Origin of the sequence: Allgaiera indica (genome assembly GCF_900106675.1) — a bacterium.
In the GTDB taxonomy this organism is placed as follows: Bacteria; Pseudomonadota; Alphaproteobacteria; order Rhodobacterales; family Rhodobacteraceae; genus Acidimangrovimonas; species Acidimangrovimonas indica.
Genome location: NZ_FNOB01000011.1, coordinates 112,509 through 134,439 on the forward strand (window position 1 = coordinate 112,509; position 21,931 = coordinate 134,439).

Genomic DNA, 21,931 nt, shown 5'->3' on the forward strand with positions numbered 1-21,931 from the left:
CATGCCATGTTCGATGCGCCGCGCAACCCCGGCCTGCCCGCACTTTCCGGCGTCGGCTACAAGCCGCAGCACTATGCCCAGATCCTGGCCGATCCCGGCCCCGTCGCCTGGCTGGAAATCCATGCCGAGAACTACATGGGCGCCGGCGGCAGACCACTGGCCCAGTTGCGTGCATTGGCCGCGCGGTTCCCGATCTCGGTACATGGCGTGGGCCTGTCGATCGGCGGCGAAGCACCGCTGGACCCCGAGCATCTGGCGCGGCTGAAACATCTGCTGGGCTGGCTGAAGCCGGCAAGCTTTTCCGAGCACCTGGCCTGGTCGACCCACGAGGGCGCCTTCTTCAACGATCTGTTGCCGCTGCCCTATACCGCCGCCACGCTGGCCCGCGTCTGCCGGCATATCGACCAGGTGCAGGAAACCCTGGGCTGCCGGATGCTGCTGGAAAACCCGTCGACCTATCTCGCCTTCGCGGAAACCGAGATGGACGAGGTCACCTTCCTCACCGAAATTTCGCGCCGCACCGGCTGCGGGCTGCTGCTTGACGTGAACAACGTCCATGTCTCGGCCACCAATCAGCAGACCGACGCGACATCCTATATCGACGCCTTCCCGCTGGAACGGGTGGCCGAGATCCACCTGGGCGGCCACCAGGCCCAGACCGACGACGCGGGCGAGGCGCTGCTGATCGACAGCCACGACGCGGAAGTGGCCGATCCGGTCTGGGCGCTTTATGCGCATACCATCGCGCGGGGCGGACCGCGTCCCACGCTGATCGAACGCGATGCCGAAATCCCCCCCTGGCCGGACCTGGCAGCCGAAGCGGAACAGGCCGCCCAGATCCTCGCCGCCGCCACCGCAAGGGAGCTGCCGGCATGAGCACGCAATCCGCCTTTCTGGCCGCGATGCTGACCCCCGATGCGCCCATCCCCGAGGGCCTTCTAGCCCCGCGCGGCCGCCCAGCCGGAAACCGCTTTTCCGTCTATCGCAACAACGTGGCCGTCAGCCTGACCGAAGCGCTTGAACAGACCTTCCCGGTGCTGCGCGCGCTGGTGGGGGCGGAATTCTTCAGCGCCATGGCCGGGATCTTCCTGCGCGCCCATCCGCCGCAAACGCCGGTTCTGGCCGGTTACGGAGCGGCGATGCCGGGCTTTCTGGAAAGCTTCGATCCGGTCGCCGGGCTGCCCTACCTGCCCGATGTCGCGCGGCTGGAACTGGCGATCGGCGCCGCCTACCACGCCGCCGATGCCACGCCGGTGGCGCCCGAGACGCTGGCCCGGATAGATCCCGTGGCCTTCCTTGGCGCGCGGCTGACGCTGGCGCCGGCACTTCGGCTGATCCGTTCGGACTGGCCGGTCGCCACGATCTGGCACGCGCATCAGGAACCCGCCCTGCCCGAGGCCGCAAACCTGCCGGAAGGGCCGCAGGACACGTTGATCACCCGCCCCGCCTTCGACCCCCGCGTCCACCGCCTGCCCACCGGCGGCGGCGGCTTCGTCGCCGCGTTGATCGCGGACCAGCCGCTGGGCGTGGCGGCCGAGGCCGCACCGGAGGGTTTCGATCTGGGCGCCGTCCTGCGCCTGCTTCTGGCCGAGGGCGCGATCACCGCGATAACCACGGGGGAGAGCCTATGAACCAACTAGCCACCCTTCACCGCCGCAGCTTCGCGCGGGCAGAGGCGATGCTTGGCCCCTGGCTGCTGCCCACTATGGCACGGCTGATCTTCGCGGGGGTGCTGCTGGTCTATTTCTGGTCCTCCGCGGCGACCAAACTGGGCCCCGGGGCGCTGGGCTTCGTCAGCCCCTCGGCCGGGGCCTATGCCCAGATCTTTCCGCGCGCCTTCGAGGCCGTGGGATATGATACCGGCCAGTTGTCCGTCCTGCACTGGGCTGTCGCGCTGGCCGGAACCTGGGCAGAATTCCTGCTGCCCGCCCTGATCGTGCTGGGCCTGTTCACCCGGCTGGCCGCGCTGGGGATGATCGGCTTCATCGCCGTGCAAACCTATGTCGACATCACCGGGCACATGGTCGATGCCCAGACGGTCGGGCTTTGGTTCGATGGTGATTCGACGGCGCAGATCATGGATCAGCGCGCCCTTTGGCTGTTCTTGCTGACGCTTCTGGTGCTGCGCGGCGGCGGCCCCCTGTCCCTGGACCGCCTGCTTTCGCGGAACCGGACCTAATGCGGATCGGGCTGCTGCGCAGCGATCGCCAGGATCCCGCCCAGCCCGCACATCGCGATCGGGAACATCGTGAAGACGTTGAAGCCGAAGCCGTAGAACATCCCCGCCGCCGACACCAGAAGCAGCACCCCTGCAGCCATGTTGCGCGACCTCGCCATCGCCCCACCGGCGATCGCAAGGATCGGGGAAAGCAGGCTAACTACACGTATTAGCTGCGGATTATTCACCTGATGCGCCAGATCTCCGACATCGCTGCCGAACATGTCCATGAACACCGTGTAGCCATAGCCGAAGAAACCGACGATCATTCCCCAGATCCCGCCGATGATCCCCAAGATCAGTGCCGCATTGCGCATCAGGCGCCCTCCACGCTACGTCCCGCCGATATAGGCCCGCGCGCAGCCCGGGCAAAGCCCCCTCGCGGCGCGGGCGACGCCATATAATGTTTTCTTGATTTTCGTTGCGCTTTTGGCATGATTTTTCATGTGACAACAGACTTTCTGCGCGACCGCCTCCTGTTTCAGGCAGCCGGAAGACTCGAAGGACCTGGCTGCACGGCCCACGGCAATACCGCCGGGGGAAACAAGACATGGAGAGAGGGCATGCCGACTGGCACCGTGAAGTGGTTCAACAGCACCAAGGGTTATGGCTTCATCGCGCCTGACGATGGCGGCAAGGACGTGTTCGTCCACATTTCCGCCGTCGAACGCGCAGGCCTCAAGGGCCTGAACGACAACCAGAAAATCGGCTACGAATTGCAGGCCGGACGCGACGGGCGTTCCTCGGCGGGCGATCTCAAGCTACTCTGAGTTCAGCCGGCGGGTCCGCCCGGCGGCACAGCTGGCAAAAAGAATAGCAATATGATGCCGGGTCACCGGCCTGCGGCCCGGTGCGATCCGGGCCGTTTCACGTGATGCGAGGGTTGCCTCGCGATAGGGTGATCGGCCGAGCGCGCAGGCGATGCGGCGCCCGGGGATTGGCGCTTGTCCCGGCGCGGCGGACGCCCTACCTCAGCCCAAGCCGCAGCAGGGAGATCAATGATGTGGAATGAGCGTTATGCAGGCCAGGACTACCTATTCGGAACCGAACCCGCGGCCTTCCTGAAACGCGAGGCCGGGCGTCTGGCCCCGCAATCGCGGGTGCTGTCCGTGGCCGATGGCGAGGGGCGCAACTCGGTCCACCTCGCCGGTCTGGGCCATCAGTTGCACGCGATGGACGGCGCGGCCAACGCGGTCGAAAAGGCCCGCAAGCTGGCCGCGGACCGCGGCGTGTCCGCCAGTTTCGAAGTTGCCGACATCTCCACCTGGGAATGGGCCCCCGACAGTTATGACGCCGTGGTCGCGATCTTCATCCAGTTCGTGGGCCCCGAAGCGCGGCGCCAGATCTTCGATGGCATCACCCGGACGCTGAAATCAGGCGGGGTGCTGCTGCTGCATGGCTATACGCCGAAGCAACTGGAATATGGCACCGGCGGACCGAAGGTGCTGGAAAACCTCTACACACCCGAACAGCTGCGCGCCGAACTGCCCGGCCTGACCATAGAGCGGCTGGAGGCCTATGAAGCCGATGTGGACGAGGGCAAGGGCCATTCCGGCCGGTCGGCCCTGATCGACTTCATCGGCCGCAAGCCCTGACACGGGTCCGCGCCGCGGATCCAAGCGCGCTGGACGCCTCTCTGCGCCTCGGCTAAAGGCCGGATATGGTGCAAGAAGGGACATTCCGGGCCCAGATTCGGGCGACGCTGGGGCTGGGGCTGCCGCTGATCGGGGCCAATCTGGCGACGCTGGCGCTGGGGATCACCGACACGGTGATGCTGGGCTGGTATTCGGTGCCGGCACTGGCCGCCAGCACGCTGGGATTTTCCTTCTATTTCCTGTTGTTCATCCTGGGTAAGGGCTTTTCGGCGGCAGTGATGCCGATGGTGGCGCAGGCGGCGTCGGGCGGCGACGAAACCGAAGCGCGGCGCGTCACCCGCATGGGGTTGTGGCTGTCGCTGGCCTTCGCCGCGCTGGCCATTCCGGTGACCTGGTTCTCGGGTCCGATCCTGATTGCCATGGGACAGCAGCCGAAACTGGCGGCGCTGACGCAAGATTATCTGCGGATCTTCGGCTTCACCATGTTGCCGGCGCTGATGCTGCAGGTACTGATCAGCTTTCTCGCCGCGATGGAGCGCGCCCAAAGGGTGCTTTGGGCAAGCCTCATCGGCGCGGTCCTGAACGCGGGGCTGGATTACGCGTTGATCTTCGGCAATTTCGGGCTGCCCGCGCTGGGGCTTCGGGGGGCGGCCATCGCCTCGGTGTTCACGCAGACGCTGATCTTCCTGATCGCCGCCGGCTTTGCCACCTTGCCGTACGAGATGCGCCGCTATCAGTTGTTCGTACGCTTCTGGCGGCCCGATTGGGCGGCGCTGGCGCAGGTCTTCCGGCTGGGCCTTCCGATCGGGCTGACAAGTCTGGCCGAGGGCGGCCTGTTCAGCGCCTCGGCCCTGATGATGGGCTGGATCGGAACGCTGGCGCTGGCCGCGCACGGGATCACGCTGCAGATCGTGTCGCTGACGTTCATGGTGCATATGGGCCTGTCGAGCGCGGCTACCGTGCGTGCCGGTCGTGCCCAGGGGCGCCGCGACGCGCGCGATCTGCGGCTTGGCGCGTTGGCGGCGGTGACGCTGTCGGGGGTGTTCGGGCTGCTTTCGGTCGCGGTCATCGTGCTGATGCCGAGGCAACTTCTGGGTCTGTTCATCGACCCGACAGATCCGCTGAAGCCACAGCTTCTGGGGGTGGGAACCCGTCTGCTGATGGTCGCGGCGCTGTTTCAGATGACGGATGCGGCGCAGGTTATGGCGCTGGGGCTTTTGCGCGGCCTGCGCGACACGCGGGTGCCGATGATTCAGGCGGCGATCAGTTACTGGCTGATCGGCATCCCGGCGGGCTATGTACTGGCCTTTCCGATGGGTTTCGGGGCTGTCGGTGTCTGGTTCGGGCTGGTCATCGGGCTGACCGTCGCCGGCGTGCTGATGATGACCCGGTTCTGGCGCTTGGCGCCGCATCCCGGGACCTCTCAGCCGGCCTGAATAGCCGCGTCGGCGGGGCGCCCTTGGTCCTTTTCATGAAGACGATACCCATCGAAGCGCCATTGGCCGATCAACGATGACGACGGGCCGAGAAGCCCCGGCGCCGGTTCAGCGCAGGCGTGGCGCGCCTCTCACTCTTCGGTCCTTTCCGCGCCGGCGCCGCCGATGATGCGCTCGGCCTTCTTGCGCACCAGCACGCTGCGCAGGTCATGCATCGCCATCAGCAGCGCGTCGGTCACCACGTCCAGCTGCGCGTCGCTGGCCTTCGACTGCGCCCATTGCGTCGTCAGGTTCAGATGATCGACAGCGCGGTGGATATCGTCCAACTCGCGCGCGGCCAGCACGGCCTGGCGCGACGCGATCCAGCCGCGGATCGCCGCCAGTTCGTTCTCGGTCAACGCCCGGCCGCCCTGGGGCTTGATCTCGCCGTTGCGGATATTGACCACCGCGATCTGGTCCATCTCGATCCGGCGTTGACGGTTTTCGGAATCGACCCGAAACACCGCCGCGCCGTTCTCGCGGATCCGAAAGTAGAATTCCGGCAGATCCCCGGCCATTCCGTCCCCTAGCTAAGGCCCCCGCAGAAGGCCTGGATCCGCGAACATGCCTCTGTCAACGCGGCGTCAGAGGTAGCGTAGCTGACCCGGAAGGCCGGCGAAAGCCCGAAGGCCGCGCCGAAGACCACCGCAACGCCGGTCTCTTCCAGAAGCGCGGCGGCGAAGGCCTCGTCATCGGCGATCTTCGCGCCGCCCGCCGAAGTCTTGCCGATGCAGCCCGAGATGTCGGGATAGACGTAGAAGGCGCCTTCGGGCACCGGGCAGGTCACACCGGGCGCCGCGTTCAGCATCGACACCACCAGATCGCGGCGGCGCTGGAACACGGCGCGGCTTTCGCGGATGTAATCCTGGGGCCCATTCAGCGCCTCGACCGCGGCCCATTGGCTGATCGAGCAGGGATTCGAGGTGCTTTGCGACTGGATCTTCGCCATCGCCTTGATCAGCGGCACCGGCCCCGCGGCGTAGCCGATGCGCCAGCCGGTCATCGCATAGGCCTTGGATACGCCGTTGCAGGTCAGCGTGCGCTCATAAAGGCCCGGTTCGACCTGCGCCGGGGTGCAGAATTCGAAATCGTCGAAGACCAGGTGCTCATACATGTCGTCGCTCAGCACCCAGACATGGGGGTGGCGCATCAGAACGTCGGTCAGCGCCTTCAGCTCGGTCCGGCTGTAGCCCGCGCCGGTGGGGTTCGAGGGCGAATTGAAGACGAACCACTTGGTGCGCGGGGTGATCGCGGCCTCCAGCGCGGCGGGGGTCAGCTTGTAGGCGTCCTCCATCGGGCATTGCACGGCGACCGGCTCGCCACCCGCCAGCAGCACCATGTCTGGGTAGCTGACCCAATAGGGCGCGGGGATGATGACCTCATCGCCCGGGTTCAGCGTCGCCAGAAGCGCGTTGAACAGGGTTTGCTTGCCCCCCGTCCCCACGCTGATCTGGTTTGGCTGATATTCCAGCCCGTTCTCTCGGGCGAACTTGTCGCAGATCGCGCGCTTCAGCTCGGGCAGGCCGTCGACGGCGGTATATTTGGTCTTGCCGGCCTGGATTGCGGCGATCGCGGCCTGTTTGATGTTGTCTGGGGTGTCGAAATCGGGCTCCCCGGCGCCCAGGCCGATCACGTCGCGCCCGGCTGCTTTCAGTTCCGCCGCCTTGGTGGTTACCGCGATCGTCGGTGACGGTTTCACGCGATCAAGCGACGCGGACAGGAACGACATGGGGAAACTCCGGTTTGATGTTGCCGGGGACCTGTCATAGGTTGCGGCCCGAGGCCGATCAAGCGATATCGAGGGGAGAGGCACGATGGCAGATGAAATCCAGCAAGCCGGGGGCGACACCGCCGGCTGGTACAGCGAAGAGGCCGCCACCTTCGGCGACCGCCTGGCCGGCGCGCGCGAGGCCGCGGGCATGAGCCAGACCCAGCTGTCGCACCGGCTGGGGGTCAAGCTGAAGACCGTCGCCGCCTGGGAAAACGACCTGCGAGAGCCGCGCGCCAACAAGCTGCAGATGATCGCCGGTATGCTGAACGTCTCGATCATGTGGCTTTTGACCGGCCGCGGCGAAGGGCTGGATGCCCCGGCCGACCCCGAAGCGCTGCCCCCCAGCGCGGAACGCCTGTTGGCTGATCTGCGCGCCGCGCGAGCCGAGGCGCGCGCGCTGTCGGACCGGATGGGACTGCTGGAGAAACGCCTTCGCGGCCTGTTGAAGGAAACCTCGCTGTGACGGAAACCGCCGAGGCCCGGCTGAAACGGCTGAAGATGCGATCCTGGCGGCGCGGCACGAAGGAAATGGACATGATCCTGGGCCCCTATGCCGATGCCCACCTGGGCGGCATGACGGCCGTGCAGCTGGATCTGTACGAGACGCTGCTGGAGGAAAACGACCAGGATCTGTACCCCTGGATCAGCGGCCAGGCGGCGCAACCTGCACGCCTTGCCCCGCTTCTGGAAGAGATCGGCGCCTTCGCCCGCGCCCGGCTTCGCCCCGCCCGCTGACCCCGCCCGCCGCCCCACCGGGCGAAAAACGGCCTCGGATCGCGCATCATTTAACCCAATCTTTCCGTTTTGCCCTCAGCTTCGTGCGATGAGAGCGGACGGAGTTGGCGCAATGAGTATGCATGCACAGGGGGTACATGACCCCCGATTGGGGTTCATGGAGGGCTATCTTGAAAGCCTGTCACTGATCGAACGTCTGCACCGGCTATTGCTGGATGTCATCAAGGACGAGTTCGAGCGCCTGGGCCTGCTGGAAATCAACGCCGTGCAGGCGCTGCTTTTGTTCAACATCGGCGACAACGAGGTGACCGCCGGAGAACTGAAGTCGCGCGGCTATTATCAGGGCTCGAACGTCAGTTACAATCTGAAGAAACTGGTGGAGCTGGGCTACATGCACCACCAGCGCTCGGAGGTGGATCGCCGCTCGGTCCGGGTGCGGCTGACCGCCCAGGGGCAGGAAATCCGCCGCGTGGTGACCGATCTGTTCCAACGCCAGGCGACCGGGCTGGACGCACGCGGGGTGATGGGACTGGACGGGATCGACCGTTTCAATTCCGCCCTGAAGCTGATGGAACGCTACTGGGCCGACCAGATCCGCTATATCTACTAGGGGATTGGATCCAAACGGAAATCCCCGGGGCATGGATCAGCCGCCCGGCGCCTGTTCAGCTTTGCCGCGCTTGGCCTAATTGGTCTTGCGTCCGGGCGCGATGGGCAAGGGCGTAACTGGCAAACCCTCTTCCATAAGCTCCCTGACCTCATCAAGCCGCGCCTCGCCATGGATGACACGCTCGGGCGCCTCGCCGCCGTGGATCGCGCGGGCTTCGCTGGCGAAGCGTGGGCCCACATATTCGGAATTCTCCGCCAGATGCTTGCGCAGCGCCTTCAGCGCGGCTTCCATCGGATGGGAGGTTACTGAAAGCGGCCGCGAAGCGGCGTCAGCAGGCGCGGGGGCCTCAGCCGCCGCCGCCCGGCCAGGCCTGACAGAGGGCGCCATCAACGTCTTGCCGACCTTCGAGATGCCGCATTCTGGGCACGAAACCCTGCCCGTGCTCAAAAGCGAATCATAGGCCTCAGCCGAGGCGAACCAGCTTTCAAAACCATGGTCATTCGCACATTTCAGCGCGTAGCGGATCATCCGTCTTCTCCGTCAGATGGGATTAATCTAGTCCCCGACCCGCGGAATTCAACTTGCCTTCTTCGGCCCGCCGGACTTTTCGCCCTTCTTCCCAAGCACTTCGGGAAATTCGCGCAGAAGCGCACGCAACTCGGGCTCATCGACTTTCTGGGCCGCCTTCTTCGGGCTGAACCAGCGGCGCCGGCGCTCTTCGCGTTCGGGAAAGTCGTCAAGCAGCTTGCTGACCCTGATCGGATAGACGGCAACCACACAGGGCACGCCATTGGATCGCTGCGGCCCAAGCAGCTTTGTATAGGAATAGATGCCGGCACAGGCATCGCTGACCTTGCCGTTGACCCCGGCCTCCTCATAGGCCTCCTGGCGGGCGGTCTCGCTGGGGCCTAGGCCCTTGATCGGCCAACCCTTGGGAATGATCCAACGGCCGGTCTCGCGGCTGCTGACCAGAAGCACCTCGATCTCAGAACCACCGCGCCTGCGACGCCAGCACAGCGCCCCGTACTGGGTGCGCGGAGGGCGATCCCCGGCCTCTGCGCCCACCGCCCCGGTGGTGACCGCCTTCCCCTTTTTTTGCGCGGGGATGTTCGCTTTTCCCTCATATGACATGCGTTTCTGTGCGCCCGATTTCGGTTTTGCGCCGTTTTTTCTACTGCTCGGCACTATTAGTATAGCGTTTCGGGAAATAATGCACAACGTCCTGCCCTACCGGACGCACCTGTCACGCGAAGGCAACGCGGCCTTTGATGGAAAATCGGGCGGAGCCCGGCGGCCAGGGCGCGGTCTCCGGGGCAGCGCGATATTTGCCCCGCGAGACGCTTACACGCCGGTCGCGTTCCTCGGGCATCGCAGCGGCTTGGGACTGTCGCGGACCTCGACGTCTCTGTTGGCGCGCACCCAGCCCTTGCCCCCCAAGGCTGAACTGGCGTCCTTGCTGCCGTTGCCCAGGAACTGCGCCCTCAGCCCGTCCTGCTCGCGGTAGAAATGCCAGCAGTCGGGCGTGTCGCCCCCGCCCTGATAAAGAAAGCAAATCCGCCCATCCGAGGCCGGGAACCAGTGCCCCTGTTGACAGGGTTGGCCCAGAAAGGCCCAGACGACCTGGTGCTTGGGCAGGTAGTGTTCGGCGCCGTAGGGCGTCTTGCCGATTTCGTAGTAGAGCGTCTTGCCCGCCACATAGGAAGCAAAGGCCTGGGCCGACATTGGCGCCGCCCCGGCGCCGGCAGCGAGCCCGGCGAAACCGGAAACGACCCAGACTGCAAGAACCAGCGCAACGGTCTTGCGACCGCGTGAAAGAACAGCTGCACAGCGCATGGGACCTCCTCCTCGAGTCGAATGTGCAGAGCCAGTGCCCGAGGTTTGCAGATTTGCACCCTTGCCGCCAGCCCCGGCAGGCGCGACGGAAGCACGCAGGCCAGGACGCCCTTTGCGATGGTGATGACATGGCGGTGGCCAGCCTTCCCGCCCCCGGCCATGTTCGCGTCGCAGCAAAGCGCATTCCGACCTTGCACAGCGCTGATCAGGGTTTCCCGGCGCTATTCAGGACGATGGTGGGGGGCGTCCGCCGGTTTCTTCAGCGCGCGCGGGGTCTTGCTTCCGACCAGGCTGTGTGCCCGCTGCTCGTTGCCGTATCCACGCCACGTCTTCAACGTTTCGCCCGCATCTTCAGGGCTGAGCAACGATTGCTGGTTCAAGCACTCGGTCCGGAGCCGGAAGTCACGCGATGCGTTCATCGCCAACGACGCCAGCCAGACCTGCGGGGCCTCGCCGGCGTCTATGGCGGAGCCGATAGGCGATCCCCGCCCCCACCGACACGGGCACCCGGGAACCAGCCGGGCGCGCGTCGATCGACCCGACGTTCGCGCCCCGAACACAGAATGCGTCGTTCGGCAGCAGGCTTGCAAGCGCTCGCTCGGCGTCTTCGCAGAGCGGCGCTCGGGGAAGACTGCGGCGGAAAAAAGTCACCGTTACCCTCTTGCGGCGCGCACGGTGCTTGGATAAACACCGCGCACGTTGGGGCGTAGCCAAGCGGTAAGGCAGCGGTTTTTGGTACCGTGTACCGTAGGTTCGAATCCTACCGCCCCAGCCATGACTTCCAGAAAATACAGCAAAAACAATGCTCTAAGAGAGCCGCCGAAAGGCGATGTGTCATACCCCGCGTCAGGTATGACACAAGGTGTGACACATGGTGTGACACACGAGTCATCGCCGGCGCGCCCTGGGCCACGGGCACAACCGGCCCCGAGGGCACGACGGCGCCCTGCCCGATCGCCTGGTCCCTACCTCCAGAAACGCGTCGGAACCTTCTATTTCCGCAAGCGGCTCTCGCGCCGGCTGTCGGAAAAATGCGGCTCCGAGTTTTTGTGCATCTCGCTCCGGACAAGCTTCCAGAGGGAAGCGATGCAGCGCGCCCTTCGCCTGCTCGCCACCCTGGATGAAGCCGAGCAGACGATGTTGTCAGAACCCGCCATTGAAGCGCTGAAACCGGAGGAAATCCGCGTCCTCATCACCGAAGCGCTGCGCCTCGAGTTGGGAAAGATCATCGATGGCCAGCAGGCTGCCGCGGCCAGGAGCGACGAGGAGATCGACAGCCGGATCGAGGCGCTTGAGGAGGAGATCAAACGCCTTCGCCGCGCAAGCCGGCGCAACGATTTCGACCCAGCACACGAATGGCTGGCGCCCGCCGCCCGCACCACGTCCGTCACGCCTCCCAGCAGACTGACTACGGACGTTGGCCGGGAAGTTCTCGGTGTGATGCGTCAGCTTGTTGAGGTCGCGATCGCGGTCGAAGACGGCGAGGACGCGGTGTCGCGCAGCGCGCCTCTTGTCGCGCCATACTCGTCCGCGTCTGTGAAGGATTTCGTTCAGAAACCGGTTCTGATTTCCAACGCGACCGAGGAGAGCAAGAAGCACTACAGCGCCACGGTTCAGAAAACCGTTCAGGTGACGTCCTCGCTGCTTGTCACCTTCGCCACAGACTGCCCGGTCGACCTTCTCACGAAGGAAAAACAGAAAGAATTCTTCGCGTTCCTGTCACGGCTTCCAAAGGACCATGGCCGCAAGCACGGCAAGAACCGATACAACTCGGAGGGAACGCCGCTGACGAAGCTCGAGGAGATCGAAGCGGCAGATCAAAGAGATGCGCGGATCAAGGATGAGATCCGCGCCATGGACATCTCCCAACATGAAAAGAGGGCCCTGTTGGCCGACCGTCTCACGCCACGCGTCACCGTGGCGAACCTCCACAAGCATCTCGGGAATTTGGGACGCATTTTCCATGGGGCTCGGGAGCTCGGCGCCGCGTCCGGGCTTGATCTGATCACTCGCAAGGAACTCGCCGAACATCTTGCGACCCTGCGGACCGGGGACCCCTTGGACTTGCGCGTCACGCAAGGCAAGGAGCGCTTGGCATGGACAACCGAGCGCCTCGAGAAATTCTTCACGAGTCCCCTGTTCAGAGGCTGTTTCTCGAAGCATCGGCGGTCCCGGCCTGGAAAAGTAATCATCCGCGATGCATCGTACTGGATCCCCCTGATCGTGGTGATGATGGGCACTCGTATCGAGGAAATCCTTCAGCTCAGGCGGACCGATCTGCAGAAGCGCAATCGCATGCATGTTCTATCGATCGGCACACATGGCAATGCGGAGCAAACGACCAAGAATGAGGACAGCCGACGGTTCATCCCTATTCCAGACTCTCTTCTGAAACTCGGATTCGTCGATTGGGTTCACACACTACCGGCTGAACATGGGCCGCTGCTGTTTCCAGAAGCAGCCGCAAGAAGCGGGTCCGGCAAGCTGTCGGATGCCTTTGGCAAGCACTTCCGACGACTACTCGAGAACTTGGGCGTAGGTGACAGCGAGGAGGATTTCTACGCCCTCCGCAAGACTCTCTTGTCAGCCCTCGACCAGGCAAATGTTCCAGACGCAGTCCGAAAAGCGATCGCCGGGCACAAGCAGCAGGACATCATCAACCGGCACTACACTGCGCAGAATGCTCCCAAGCTGCGTACCGCTCTCGATCTGGCCGACTACGGTCTCGAAATTCAGCACTCGGAACGCCATGGCTACCCGATCATCGTCGGTTGTAGCGTCGGTCGGGAACGAGTTTTCGAAGCGAGCGTGGAACTGGGCGACCAAGGCGAGGCGAAGCAGGTCCGCGTCATCGACTGCGCAGACGGCAAGGAAGTGTTTGCGGCCCATATCTCCTTCGATTCGACATACGCCGGGGGAAAGCACGAGGGGCTTCGCATCATGTCACCTTTCGACGCCGCTAAACGGCTAAGCGAATATGACGCCGAGGGCTACCTTAGGAGACCGAAATACGGACCCAAATTGGCTGCACTGGAGAGCCTTGAGGCGTACGCCTGAATAGTGGATCGACGTAAGAGATGGCGCAATTATGTTTGGGGGAGAAGTAGTCCGCCCTGATACGTAGCATTTTGCGCCGTCGGGAAGCGGTCATTGGTGTGGTTACCCAGGAGTAAGGCCTTCCGCCCTTACAGCGAGTCGCGGTCAGCAACCCAGGCAGGAAGCGGAAGGGCATTCAGTTCGTTCCGGATGCCCCTCCAGCGTGGCAACTCGCGATCAAGAACTTCCGTGAAACTACTGTCATGTCTGGAGGAAACCAGATGGGCCAGCTCATGTAGAATGACGTAGTCAATCATGCGTTCCGGCTTCTTTGCGAGTTCAGAATTCAGCCAGACGATCCTTTTCTCGGAATTGCAGCTGCCCCATTTCGTCTTCATTGGTCGAATGCCCCATTTATGGGGGCTTCGTTTCAGGCGATCGGCCCAGAAGGAGACGCGGGGTGCGGCATAGGCACGGAGTTTGGCTTTCAACCAAGCATCCATCCAGCCTCGCATTTGGACTGGAGTACTGTCCCTCGGCACCCTGATAACCAAGCGATCACTGCCCTGCTGCGCGATGCGGTGGACTTTCTTGTCCCACCGTTGAACGTCCAGTCGAAGCGATCTGCCAAACAGGAAATGCGTTTCCCCGGAGACGAACTTTCGAACCGCCTGGCGCTCCTGCTTCAGGAACTGGGATTGCTTGCGCTTGATCCACTGCATTCTGGTCAGGACGGCAATCCGGATGGCTTCGTTGGTCATCCCCAAGGGGGCCGCGACCCTGACGCGTCCCTCCGGTGGATAGCAGCCGATATGGAGATTCTTGATCGTCTTGCGCACGATTTCGACCTCGACGTCAGCGATCTGCGAGATTTCAGTATTCATGCTGGTTCTTCAATATCTCAAAGACCCGCTCCAAGGTGTCAGGATCATCCAGAACCTGCTCCAGGCCGCGACGAACCTTCCTCTCCTTCATGGCGCTGCCGCGCCATCCGAACGGGGCCGTTTCGCGAACGATGCGATCAACCTCTAAGGTAAGGGCTTCATCCCCGCCGAGATTGTCATAAAGGGCTTTCTTACCCGGGCTGGTGATCGTCTCCGGATACTCCCTGCCATGCCCAGCCTTCACGTCCCTTACAAGTGCGGCAATCCGTTCGAGATACTCGGCGTATTCGATGGCCTCGGCCCGGCGCTGGCGGACGAGGTCGGTCAGGAGCTCGGACATTTTCTCGTAGAAGCGCGGGTTGACCGGCATCTCCTCGATGATCAGCTTTCGCACGTTGTTTTCGATCGCTTCGGCAACATTCTCGCGCTTGCGTCGTGACGCTGCCGGGAGATCATCTTCGACGGCTGCGCCCTTGCTCACGACCAGATCGATCAGGCTGATGTCGTCAAGATGCGAGATGGTCTCCGAGTCGTCGGCACGGATGTAGTTGTCGATCAGGTGCCGCATGGCTGGCTCGTAGAGCTTCATATCGACGGCATCGCCACTGTGCAGCCTGACCGCGTCCCTGATACCGATGGCGCGCTCAACCTCCCGGCGGAATTCGTCCAACTCCAAGTCGTTGAAGCCGGAATCTTCGGGCTCGGCAGCAATGTTCGCGTAGGCGCGGGCATAGCGACCGGAGATCTTGTAGAGCGCCTGTCGGCGCCGGGCCTTTTCCTCGGCGTCCGGGTCGTTTTCGATACCCTGCGGGCTCGAGAAATAGGCGAAGATCTCGTCATCCGATTTCGGCTGTTCGACTCCATCCATGAGCCCCAACCAGGCATCGCGTGCGGCCCGCAGATCCTGATCTGCCTGTTCGGCCCGGTCCGTGATTAGGCCTTCCACGTCCTCCTTGTCGAAGGCATCGAAGGCTTCCGACGTGTAGTCATCCACCGCGCTTTCGATGTTTCGGAACAGGTCCTTGTAGTCGACGATGTAACCGAAATCCTTGTCGTCACCGTCAAGGCGGTTCACCCGGCAGATCGCCTGGAAGAGGCCATGATCGCGCATCTGCTTGTCGATGTAGATGTAGGTCGCCGTGGGCGCGTCAAATCCGGTGAGAAGGCGGCTGACCACGATCAGCAGCTTCATGCGCCCGGGTTCCTTCTTGAACAGTCGGAGCGCCTCCTCTTCGTAGTCCTCTTCCGATGTCTCTCCGAGTAGATCCGTATAGACCCGATGAACATATTGCTTCTCGGTCTCGCCCATCCCGGTCTCCTCGCCGGTTATCTCGGGTGCCGCGCGCTTGTAGGAGGTGACGATGGCGCATTTGTCGGCCAGAACCGAGCCGGATTTCTTGAAGATCTCGAAGAATTTGCAGGCTTCGGGGATCGACCCGGCGACCAACATGGCGTTTCCCATCCCCGCCTTCAGGCGCGGTTTCATCTCCATGTCCATGATGATGTCATTCGCAATCTGCTCCAGCCGATCGCGGCTGGACAGAACACGCTGCAAAGTGCCCCAACGCTGCTTCAACGCCGCCTTGGCAATCGGGGTCAGGCCCTTTGTCTTCGCCTCGAACCAGGCGTCGATCTTGTCCGGGGCGCTGATCCGCTGGTCGATGTCGCGGGCTTCGTATCGCAGGTCCAGGACCACACCATCCTCGACCGCCTCGTCGAAGCGGTAGGGTTTGCCAATATAGGGGCCGAAGGTCTCCAGAGACGTGCCCTTGTCGGATCGTAGCAGCGGCGTGCCGGTGAAGCCGACGAACATCGCCTCAGGCAGCACCTTGCGCATCGCCTTGGCCAGCTTGCCGGACTGCGTGCGGTGTGCCTCGTCGATGAAGACGAAGAATTCGCCGATCGGGGCGCCGATATTGGCATTCTGGATCTCGGAGATCAGGCTCTCCATCTCGCCCTCTTCGCGCTTGCCGAACTTGTGGACGAGGGAGCAGATGACGCGGTCGGTCGGGTCCGCCCGCGCGGCCATCAGGTCGTTACCGCTGCGGGCGCGGCGCACCTTTTCGCCAGTGTTGCCGAAGACCTCCTCTATCTGGCCATCCAGTTCCTTGCGGTCGGTTACCACAAGGATACGCCCATCCGGGAAGGCCTCCCTGATCCAACGCGCCAGCATCACCATGATGAGGCTCTTGCCGGAGCCTTGGGTCTGCCAGATGATCCCGCCTTCCTTGGCGCTCACGCGGTCCTGTGCGGCCTTCACGGCGAAATACTGGTTCGGACGGGCGATCTTCTTGATGCCGGCATCGAACAGGGTGAAATCGTGGACCAGTTCCAGGAAGCGCGCGGGGGACATCATCTGCGTCACATCGCGGTCGAGACGGGCCGAGATTTCACTCTCTTCCTTCCAAGCCAACCAATAGGGCTGCGGCGTCTGGATCGGGGCGTAGCGCAGACCCTCGCTGTCATTCCCGGCGAAGGTGATCTGCACCGTGGTGAAGAAATGCCGGATGAACTCTGGGCGCTGGTTGTCGAGCGTCTGGCGGATGCCTTCGCCCACGCCCACGGTCGATTTCTTCAGCTCCACCACGCCAAGGGCGATGCCGTTCACGTAGAGGACCAGATCCGGGCGTTTGTTCCAGGACTTGGCGTCCTTGCCCTTGATGGCGACCTCTTCGGCGACGCCCAGGTCATTGGCGGCAGGGTCGCCCCAGTCGACGAAGCGGACCGTGACGGGGGCCTCCCCCGGGCCGGGGGCGACAGGCACGCCGTAGCGGAGCATCTCGTAGAAGCCGTGGTTGGCCTCGTAGAGTTTCGTGCCCTCCATCCGCGCCTCGCGCTTCAGGAGGGTAATTGCCTGGGTGACGATCTCGGGCGCGTAGCCGCGGGAGAGGAGCCAAGGACGAAGCAGGTCCTCCTCGATATTGGCGTTGCCCTCGCGCTTCTGCCAGTCGCCGAGGTAGCGCCAGCCCAAGCCGCCAGGCGCATCGGTCCGGTGTTCACTCAAAAGCTCGATGACCCGGTTCTGCGCCTTGCGTTCTGCCTCGCCGATCGTGCTCATCGCCCCTGTCTCCGTCCTTGGAAGTCACTCGTGAAGGTGTCGTCAGATCGGCCTGATCCGTCCGGTCAAAAGGTTCTGCATCATGCTCTCCTTCACCTGCCGTGCCTTTTCAAGGCGGGCTTCGAGGGCCAGGATTTCGGCATCCATGTCGGTCAGGACATTAGCTATTGAAACTCTCTCTTCGCTATCAAGCGGATACATTACTTCGAAAGCTCGGACTTCGTCTGCGTTTACGGAGTCAAAAGTCGACCCTTTTGAAAGGGAACTCCACGCACTTTCCGCGTTGATTAGAGCGTGATAGACAAATTCCTGTCCTGTACGCACGGCGCAAACACCGCGCCCAAGACAAAGATCGAATTCAGCTCGCGAGACTTCGCCAACTGGTGCGCGCACGGTAAGAATTATGTCGCCGCGCTTCCCCAGCTTCGTGATCTCAGAAGTGAATATTCGTCTGATTGTTTTTCGGGCTCTGATGTCGGCGGCGCCTTGAATAAGCGGTAAACCTCGCGCTTCCGAATTGTATGCCGCCGAACGCGGAGACTGCCCCATAATCACTGCTGCAATTTCACCAAGGTGCTTTTCCTTCCACTCCCCCGAGAACCCCGGAAGTCGGCGCTTGGCGGTCAGGAGATCCTGCATTGCGCCCCGCTTGATGAGCCGCTTCTTGGCGATCAGCCGCTCCAGCCCCTCGATCAAGCCATCCGCATTCGAAAGCGCCTCGGCGATGGCTTCCTGTTCTGGCATGGACGGCACGAGGATCTGCAAGTTCTGGAAAGTCGGCATGTAGATCGTGTTGTGGGTGCTGCCCGCCATCAGGCGTTCCCATTCTCCCCCCATGCCTCTGAACAGGTGCGCCAGGTAGGAGTTCAGCAGCCTCGGTCCGCAGATGTAGCAGGCGAAGTCCTGGCTGGTCGCCATCTCACGGCCCAGGATCGCGACCTTGCCGATCGTGGCCGTTCGAGACAGTGCGACGGTGCCCTTTGGGAGAAGTCGAGCTGACGAGTTCGCGATGCCGAGCGCGGATACAGTCATCTTGGTCTTGTGGAGTGTCTTGCCTTCGATGGTCTTGGAGTCATGAAGGGAGAGCCAAGGAATATCTCCATCCCAATAGTCAGGACGATTCCGACTGGGCGTGTGGCCGCTTTCAAGGCGTGCGATGTCGCAGAGCTTCTCCAACGTCCAGCCGTCCGGCTCGACATCAGGTGTCGGATGAACCCGCCCGACATGCCAGCGGGAAGCGAGGTCGCCTACTTCGCTCATACGGAAACACCCATGGCCACGAGATGGGCAGACACCTTCGCCTCCAGTGCAGCCATCTGATCAGCGATTTCAGGCAGCGTGTGCCCATACCGCTCCGTCAGCACCCGCACCCGGGCGGTCAGCTGTTCCGTCCGTGCCTCGATCTCAGCATCGATCAGATCGGCAATGTCGGTCAGCCATTTTTCGTCTACGACCAAGGAGCGGATCTCCTCATCGGTCAGCGCTGGATATTTCTTCAGCGTGGCCTCGGTCAGCGCCTCCTCGGCCTCCTTGCCTGCCTTCTTTGCCCCTGTTTCGGCGGCAATCAGCTTCGCCACCTGTTTTAGCAGTTTGGCCTCCTCAGGCCCTGCGTCGCCGGATTTGGTGCGCGCCTTGACCGAGGCCGCAGTCAGCTTGCCCGCCTCGGTCAGAGCGAACTCCAGAAGCCCGCCCTCGCCCCCGTGCTCCTCGGCCATCTCCTCGATCTCGCGGCTCAATTCCTCTGCCTTCGCCTGCGCATCATCAAGCGCCCGCTGCATTTGCGGGAAGAAGCGCGCAACGATCAGTCCGGGGGGGATAACATCTGCAACTATGCGCTTGCCGTTGACCGTCAAATCGGCGTCCTCAAGCCATTTGATTTTCTTGCCATCTTCGGACTTTTCATGGCGTGCAACGCGCAGTTCCTTCGCAGCCGCCCAGCCGGCGTCGGCGATGATGAAGACATCGTCCTGCATCACGTCGGCCCAGTAGGACATGAGCCGCTGATAAGCCTCGTATTTGTCGACAAGCGGAGCTGCGTCGAAACGTTCCAGCATGTTCTCGGCGATGGTGTGGATCAGGGCCTTTGGCTTGTCGCCCACCTGAATGCCGTCCAGGAGCGGTGCGTTCGCCCCAGCCCAGCGATCAAGTATGGCGTGAACGCGGTCGCGGAAGGCGCCGAATTCGGGATGGTCGCGAATGGTGGGACGAACCTCCTCCGGCTCGACCAGAGGGTCGGAATAACCTGGCCGCGGATTCGGCCCGAAGAGCGTGGCGCGGATACCAGGCATTACATCCCAGAACTCACCCAACAGATCGATATCGCGGTCCGGCACTCCACCTTTCAGGTGCGCCTCGATATCCTGAAGGTCCTCGGGGGTCGGGTCGGGAATGTACCGCGGAATATTCAAGTTGAAGTTGTTGCGCTTGATCGTGGCGAAGGGGACAAGGCTGGAGTAGCCCTCGATCTCCGCCTTGCGGACGTAAGCATCGATGATCTTGTGAATGTCGCGCTCGCGCAGACGGTTCTTGTTGCCGTCCTTGATGAAATCACGGGAGGCGTCGATCATGAAAACGGGGCGCTCGGCGCATGCGCCGGACTTGTCGAGCACGATGATAGAGGCGGGTATGCCGGTGCCGTAGAAAAGGTTCGCGGGCAGGGCGATGATCGCCTTGATGTAGCCGCGCTTGAGGATCTTCTCACGCAACTCCGCTTCCTTGTTGCCGCGGAACAGCACGCCATGGGGCAGAATGACCGCGCCTGAGCCGGTGGCCTTCATGGAGCCGAGGATATGGAGCAGGAAGGCGAAGTCGCCATTCTTCTCGGGTGGCATGCCGAGGTCGAACCGTCCGAACTTGTTGTCGCTGGTCAGACCCGAGCCCCAGGCCTTGGCCGAAAATGGGGGATTGGCGACCACGAAGTCGAACGTTTGAATTTCGGTCTCGGATGCCTTGAACTGCGGCTCGCCGATAACGTCGCCCTGGGCGATCTCGGCGTCCTCCCGCCCGTGCATGATCATATTCATCTTGGCGAGGCCGCGAGTCGTGATGTCGAATTCCTGGCCGTAGATCGTTAGATCGACGTCGGCGGCGTCCGCGGCCTTCAGCAACAACGACCCGGAGCCACAGGTCGGGTCGTAAACGGTCTGCTGCGGGCTGGTGGCGCGGTTGACGCCCGCAACCGCGGCGACCACGCGGGAAACCTCTGCTGGCGTGTAGAATTGCCCTTTGCTTTTGCCGGACTCGGTCGCGAAGTTCCGCATGAGGTATTCGTAGGCATCGCCCAGGATGTCGTCGCCGTCCGCCCGATTCCGGCTGAAATTCAGCTCTTCGCGGCTGAAGATGTTGATCAGCGCGGTAAGCGTGGTGACCATCTTGGCACCGCGCCCGAACTTCTCGGTGTCGTTGAAGTAGGCGCGATCGATGACGTTCTTCAGGTCGTTCGCTTCGGCAATCCCGGCGATAGCCGTGTCGATGCCTTCGCCGATGTCCTTGGTGCCCCGCAACTTTCGGATGTCTTCGAAGGAGCAGCCCGCCGGAACCTCGATCAGCGCGTCGGGCTGCCCGGCCCGATCGGACACGTATTTCAGGAAGAGCAACGTGAGGATGTAGTCCTTGTAGAGCGAGGCATCCATCCCCCCTCGCAACTGGTCACAACTGTCCCATAGGGACCGGTAGATATCGCTCTTCTTGATTGCCATGCCGCGCCTTTTCATGCCGTGGCGCCGCGATCTGGGCGGCGCTCGTTCGTTCTTCAGCGATATGACCGGAAGTGCTGAGCTTCCTCAACCATCAACCTCGAGACACTCCTCGGAGCAAGCCGGAGAAACGTAGTCTGGCTGGCCGCCCCGTTCAGCGCAATCGCGGGCTGCGACATGCAGAGCCGGTTCGAGGAGTTGCTGCCCTGGGACTACGCCGGCAAGGTGCGACCGGGACGCCAACCACAGAAATCTCGAATATTATTCATAAATATCAAAAGGGTGAATGAAATTTTCCAGATTTCTGAATTTTCTTTTTCCGTGCTCGCCAGGATGGACCCAGGTCCTCTCCATGACACACACAGCTGCATACAACGCAACCGACATCCGCAAGCGAGCGCAAGCTCTGAAAGCCAATCCTGTTCCGCTTCTAACCAAGAGTGATCTGAAGGCGCGGTGGCAAGTCGAGAGCTTCCAGACGATCAAACGGGTTCTAAAGTCCCACCATGTGACCCCGACCAATTCGGGCCGCTCGCAAAGAGAACTCTACAAGCTGACAGACATCCTCGGCATCGAGGGCGTCGACGATCCCATGACCGCTTGGGCACTGGGACGCGAGGAGGATCGCGACACCCTGAAGGCTCCCCTGCTCACGCCAGCAGAAGTCAGGCAAGAGGATAACTGGCTCGTACCTCAACACCTCGAAAGCATCCGCCGCAACGCCCGATCAGGCATGCGCCCCGGCATCAAGATCGGGAGGCAGTGGAGGTTTCGTCAGACTCGAAATGACGAGTGTGACACTCGGGATGAAGCTCAAAATGACGAAGGTTCTACGACTTATCCAAAGGGGTGCGATTAGCGCAAAAATGACGAATGCACCCCGTCGGGTTCTTCTGGGGAACCCTACAGTGTGTTCTCGTCAAACACTCCCCCCGACCGCGATTAACGCAAAATCCTCGTCATTTCACACGCTGGAGCGGGGCCTCGCTGGGGCGATGCCGACGCCCCGTTCCAGCCTGCA

At 62.6% G+C, this 21,931-nt stretch carries 21 protein-coding genes and 1 tRNA gene; 12 read left to right on the plus strand and 10 right to left on the minus strand.

What is annotated here, in order from left to right; translation table 11 throughout:
* Window positions 1–6 precede the first annotated feature (6 nt).
* Genes bufB through BLV97_RS11780 form a run of 3 tightly spaced genes read left to right on the plus strand, consistent with a single transcriptional unit; the run spans window position 7 to window position 2,179 of the window.
* Entirely contained in the window at window positions 7–876 is an 870-nt protein-coding gene (gene bufB / locus BLV97_RS11770) for an MNIO family bufferin maturase (protein WP_035845825.1), read from the plus strand.
* Window positions 873–1,631 (plus strand): HvfC/BufC N-terminal domain-containing protein, encoded by a 759-nt coding sequence (locus BLV97_RS11775; RefSeq protein ID WP_035845827.1) that lies wholly within the window; start codon window positions 873–875, stop codon window positions 1,629–1,631. The genes bufB and BLV97_RS11775 overlap by 4 nt, the downstream gene beginning before the upstream one ends.
* On the plus strand, window positions 1,628–2,179 hold the full coding sequence (locus BLV97_RS11780) for a DoxX family protein (protein WP_035845829.1): 552 nt from the start codon (window positions 1,628–1,630) through the stop codon (window positions 2,177–2,179). Before BLV97_RS11775 ends, BLV97_RS11780 begins: the two co-directional genes overlap by 4 nt.
* Here BLV97_RS11780 and BLV97_RS11785 read toward each other — a convergent pair.
* Window positions 2,176–2,535: a hypothetical protein gene (locus BLV97_RS11785; RefSeq protein WP_035845831.1), complete on the minus strand. Its 360-nt coding sequence runs from the start codon at window positions 2,533–2,535 to the stop codon at window positions 2,176–2,178. The two genes, BLV97_RS11780 and BLV97_RS11785, sit on opposite strands and share 4 nt — an antisense overlap.
* A 246-nt stretch (window positions 2,536–2,781) precedes the next feature.
* On the opposite strand from BLV97_RS11785, the gene BLV97_RS11790 reads away from it, so the two are divergent.
* The 3 genes from BLV97_RS11790 (at window position 2,782) to BLV97_RS11800 (ending at window position 5,249) form a co-directional block, all read left to right on the plus strand.
* Entirely contained in the window at window positions 2,782–2,988 is a 207-nt protein-coding gene (locus BLV97_RS11790; protein ID WP_035845834.1) for a cold-shock protein, read from the plus strand.
* Between the two features lie 231 nt (window positions 2,989–3,219).
* A complete protein-coding gene (locus BLV97_RS11795) occupies window positions 3,220–3,813 on the plus strand; it encodes an SAM-dependent methyltransferase (RefSeq protein WP_035845866.1) in 594 nt (197 codons plus the stop codon).
* 65 nt (window positions 3,814–3,878) lie between these two features.
* A complete protein-coding gene (locus BLV97_RS11800; protein ID WP_035845836.1) occupies window positions 3,879–5,249 on the plus strand; it encodes an MATE family efflux transporter in 1,371 nt (456 codons plus the stop codon).
* 131 nt (window positions 5,250–5,380) lie between these two features.
* On the opposite strand, the gene BLV97_RS11805 is transcribed toward BLV97_RS11800, so the two are convergent.
* Together BLV97_RS11805 and BLV97_RS11810 are read right to left on the minus strand one after the other, a co-directional pair.
* Window positions 5,381–5,806, minus strand: a complete 426-nt coding sequence (locus BLV97_RS11805; RefSeq protein ID WP_035845840.1) for a hypothetical protein — start codon at window positions 5,804–5,806, stop codon at window positions 5,381–5,383.
* 8 nt (window positions 5,807–5,814) lie between these two features.
* Window positions 5,815–7,017, minus strand: a complete 1,203-nt coding sequence (locus BLV97_RS11810; protein ID WP_035845842.1) for a pyridoxal phosphate-dependent aminotransferase — start codon at window positions 7,015–7,017, stop codon at window positions 5,815–5,817.
* An 85-nt stretch (window positions 7,018–7,102) separates the two neighbouring features.
* On the opposite strand from BLV97_RS11810, the gene BLV97_RS11815 reads away from it, so the two are divergent.
* The 3 genes from BLV97_RS11815 to BLV97_RS11825 all read left to right on the plus strand — a co-directional run bounded on the left by BLV97_RS11815 (window position 7,103) and on the right by BLV97_RS11825 (window position 8,404).
* Complete coding sequence (locus BLV97_RS11815; protein WP_051646270.1) at window positions 7,103–7,522, plus strand: helix-turn-helix domain-containing protein; 420 nt, start codon at window positions 7,103–7,105, stop codon at window positions 7,520–7,522.
* Window positions 7,519–7,794 (plus strand): FAD assembly factor SdhE, encoded by a 276-nt coding sequence (locus tag BLV97_RS11820; RefSeq protein WP_035845844.1) that lies wholly within the window; start codon window positions 7,519–7,521, stop codon window positions 7,792–7,794. Before BLV97_RS11815 ends, BLV97_RS11820 begins: the two co-directional genes overlap by 4 nt.
* 112 nt (window positions 7,795–7,906) lie before the next feature.
* Window positions 7,907–8,404: a MarR family winged helix-turn-helix transcriptional regulator gene (locus BLV97_RS11825; RefSeq protein ID WP_035845846.1), complete on the plus strand. Its 498-nt coding sequence runs from the start codon at window positions 7,907–7,909 to the stop codon at window positions 8,402–8,404.
* A 75-nt stretch (window positions 8,405–8,479) separates the two neighbouring features.
* On the opposite strand, the gene BLV97_RS11830 is transcribed toward BLV97_RS11825, so the two are convergent.
* The 3 genes from BLV97_RS11830 to BLV97_RS11840 all read right to left on the minus strand — a co-directional run bounded on the left by BLV97_RS11830 (window position 8,480) and on the right by BLV97_RS11840 (window position 10,237).
* Window positions 8,480–8,932: a DUF1178 family protein gene (locus BLV97_RS11830; RefSeq protein WP_035845848.1), complete on the minus strand. Its 453-nt coding sequence runs from the start codon at window positions 8,930–8,932 to the stop codon at window positions 8,480–8,482.
* 48 nt (window positions 8,933–8,980) lie between these two features.
* The gene (locus BLV97_RS11835) at window positions 8,981–9,535 is read right to left on the minus strand and encodes an NUDIX hydrolase (protein WP_081825169.1); all 555 of its coding nucleotides are present in this window, start codon (window positions 9,533–9,535) and stop codon (window positions 8,981–8,983) included.
* A gap of 210 nt (window positions 9,536–9,745) precedes the next feature.
* The gene (locus BLV97_RS11840) at window positions 9,746–10,237 is read right to left on the minus strand and encodes a hypothetical protein (protein WP_143037518.1); all 492 of its coding nucleotides are present in this window, start codon (window positions 10,235–10,237) and stop codon (window positions 9,746–9,748) included.
* A 700-nt stretch (window positions 10,238–10,937) separates the two neighbouring features.
* Between BLV97_RS11840 and BLV97_RS11845 the strand changes: the two genes are divergently transcribed.
* Together BLV97_RS11845 and BLV97_RS11850 are read left to right on the plus strand one after the other, a co-directional pair.
* Window positions 10,938–11,012 (plus strand) — tRNA-Gln (locus BLV97_RS11845).
* Window positions 11,013–11,089: 77 nt separating this feature from the next.
* On the plus strand, window positions 11,090–13,294 hold the full coding sequence (locus BLV97_RS11850) for a site-specific integrase (protein ID WP_321196755.1): 2,205 nt from the start codon (window positions 11,090–11,092) through the stop codon (window positions 13,292–13,294).
* 128 nt (window positions 13,295–13,422) lie between these two features.
* On the opposite strand, the gene BLV97_RS11855 is transcribed toward BLV97_RS11850, so the two are convergent.
* From BLV97_RS11855 to BLV97_RS11870, 4 genes are read right to left on the minus strand one after another with little or no spacing between them, the layout of a single operon-like run.
* Window positions 13,423–14,157: a M48 family metallopeptidase gene (locus BLV97_RS11855; protein ID WP_035845852.1), complete on the minus strand. Its 735-nt coding sequence runs from the start codon at window positions 14,155–14,157 to the stop codon at window positions 13,423–13,425.
* Complete coding sequence (locus BLV97_RS11860) at window positions 14,147–17,215, minus strand: type I restriction endonuclease subunit R (RefSeq protein WP_092164074.1); 3,069 nt, start codon at window positions 17,213–17,215, stop codon at window positions 14,147–14,149. Before BLV97_RS11860 ends, BLV97_RS11855 begins: the two co-directional genes overlap by 11 nt.
* 42 nt (window positions 17,216–17,257) lie before the next feature.
* Window positions 17,258–18,475, minus strand: a complete 1,218-nt coding sequence (locus BLV97_RS11865) for a restriction endonuclease subunit S (protein ID WP_051646274.1) — start codon at window positions 18,473–18,475, stop codon at window positions 17,258–17,260.
* Window positions 18,472–20,913 (minus strand): type I restriction-modification system subunit M, encoded by a 2,442-nt coding sequence (locus BLV97_RS11870; RefSeq protein ID WP_035845993.1) that lies wholly within the window; start codon window positions 20,911–20,913, stop codon window positions 18,472–18,474. Before BLV97_RS11870 ends, BLV97_RS11865 begins: the two co-directional genes overlap by 4 nt.
* Before the next feature lie 283 nt (window positions 20,914–21,196).
* On the opposite strand from BLV97_RS11870, the gene BLV97_RS11875 reads away from it, so the two are divergent.
* Window positions 21,197–21,769 (plus strand): hypothetical protein, encoded by a 573-nt coding sequence (locus tag BLV97_RS11875; RefSeq protein ID WP_143037520.1) that lies wholly within the window; start codon window positions 21,197–21,199, stop codon window positions 21,767–21,769.
* Window positions 21,770–21,931 lie beyond the last annotated feature (162 nt).

Excerpts from the sequence above, each read along its gene's own strand:
- bufB (WP_035845825.1), top strand. The coding sequence starts at position 7 with ATGTTCGATGCGCCGCGCAACCCCGGCCTGCCCGCACTTTCCGGCGTC.
- BLV97_RS11775 (WP_035845827.1), top strand. The coding sequence starts at position 873 with ATGAGCACGCAATCCGCCTTTCTGGCCGCGATGCTGACCCCCGATGCG.
- BLV97_RS11780 (WP_035845829.1), top strand. The coding sequence starts at position 1,628 with ATGAACCAACTAGCCACCCTTCACCGCCGCAGCTTCGCGCGGGCAGAG.
- BLV97_RS11785 (WP_035845831.1), bottom strand. The coding sequence starts at position 2,535 with ATGCGCAATGCGGCACTGATCTTGGGGATCATCGGCGGGATCTGGGGA.
- BLV97_RS11790 (WP_035845834.1), top strand. The coding sequence starts at position 2,782 with ATGCCGACTGGCACCGTGAAGTGGTTCAACAGCACCAAGGGTTATGGC.
- BLV97_RS11795 (WP_035845866.1), top strand. The coding sequence starts at position 3,220 with ATGTGGAATGAGCGTTATGCAGGCCAGGACTACCTATTCGGAACCGAA.
- BLV97_RS11800 (WP_035845836.1), top strand. The coding sequence starts at position 3,879 with ATGGTGCAAGAAGGGACATTCCGGGCCCAGATTCGGGCGACGCTGGGG.
- BLV97_RS11805 (WP_035845840.1), bottom strand. The coding sequence starts at position 5,806 with ATGGCCGGGGATCTGCCGGAATTCTACTTTCGGATCCGCGAGAACGGC.
- BLV97_RS11810 (WP_035845842.1), bottom strand. The coding sequence starts at position 7,017 with ATGTCGTTCCTGTCCGCGTCGCTTGATCGCGTGAAACCGTCACCGACG.
- BLV97_RS11815 (WP_051646270.1), top strand. The coding sequence starts at position 7,103 with ATGGCAGATGAAATCCAGCAAGCCGGGGGCGACACCGCCGGCTGGTAC.
- BLV97_RS11825 (WP_035845846.1), top strand. The coding sequence starts at position 7,907 with ATGAGTATGCATGCACAGGGGGTACATGACCCCCGATTGGGGTTCATG.
- BLV97_RS11830 (WP_035845848.1), bottom strand. The coding sequence starts at position 8,932 with ATGATCCGCTACGCGCTGAAATGTGCGAATGACCATGGTTTTGAAAGC.
- BLV97_RS11835 (WP_081825169.1), bottom strand. The coding sequence starts at position 9,535 with ATGTCATATGAGGGAAAAGCGAACATCCCCGCGCAAAAAAAGGGGAAG.
- BLV97_RS11840 (WP_143037518.1), bottom strand. The coding sequence starts at position 10,237 with ATGCGCTGTGCAGCTGTTCTTTCACGCGGTCGCAAGACCGTTGCGCTG.
- BLV97_RS11850 (WP_321196755.1), top strand. The coding sequence starts at position 11,090 with ATGACACAAGGTGTGACACATGGTGTGACACACGAGTCATCGCCGGCG.
- BLV97_RS11855 (WP_035845852.1), bottom strand. The coding sequence starts at position 14,157 with ATGAATACTGAAATCTCGCAGATCGCTGACGTCGAGGTCGAAATCGTG.
- BLV97_RS11860 (WP_092164074.1), bottom strand. The coding sequence starts at position 17,215 with ATGAGCACGATCGGCGAGGCAGAACGCAAGGCGCAGAACCGGGTCATC.
- BLV97_RS11865 (WP_051646274.1), bottom strand. The coding sequence starts at position 18,475 with ATGAGCGAAGTAGGCGACCTCGCTTCCCGCTGGCATGTCGGGCGGGTT.
- BLV97_RS11870 (WP_035845993.1), bottom strand. The coding sequence starts at position 20,913 with ATGGCAATCAAGAAGAGCGATATCTACCGGTCCCTATGGGACAGTTGT.
- BLV97_RS11875 (WP_143037520.1), top strand. The coding sequence starts at position 21,197 with ATGAAATTTTCCAGATTTCTGAATTTTCTTTTTCCGTGCTCGCCAGGA.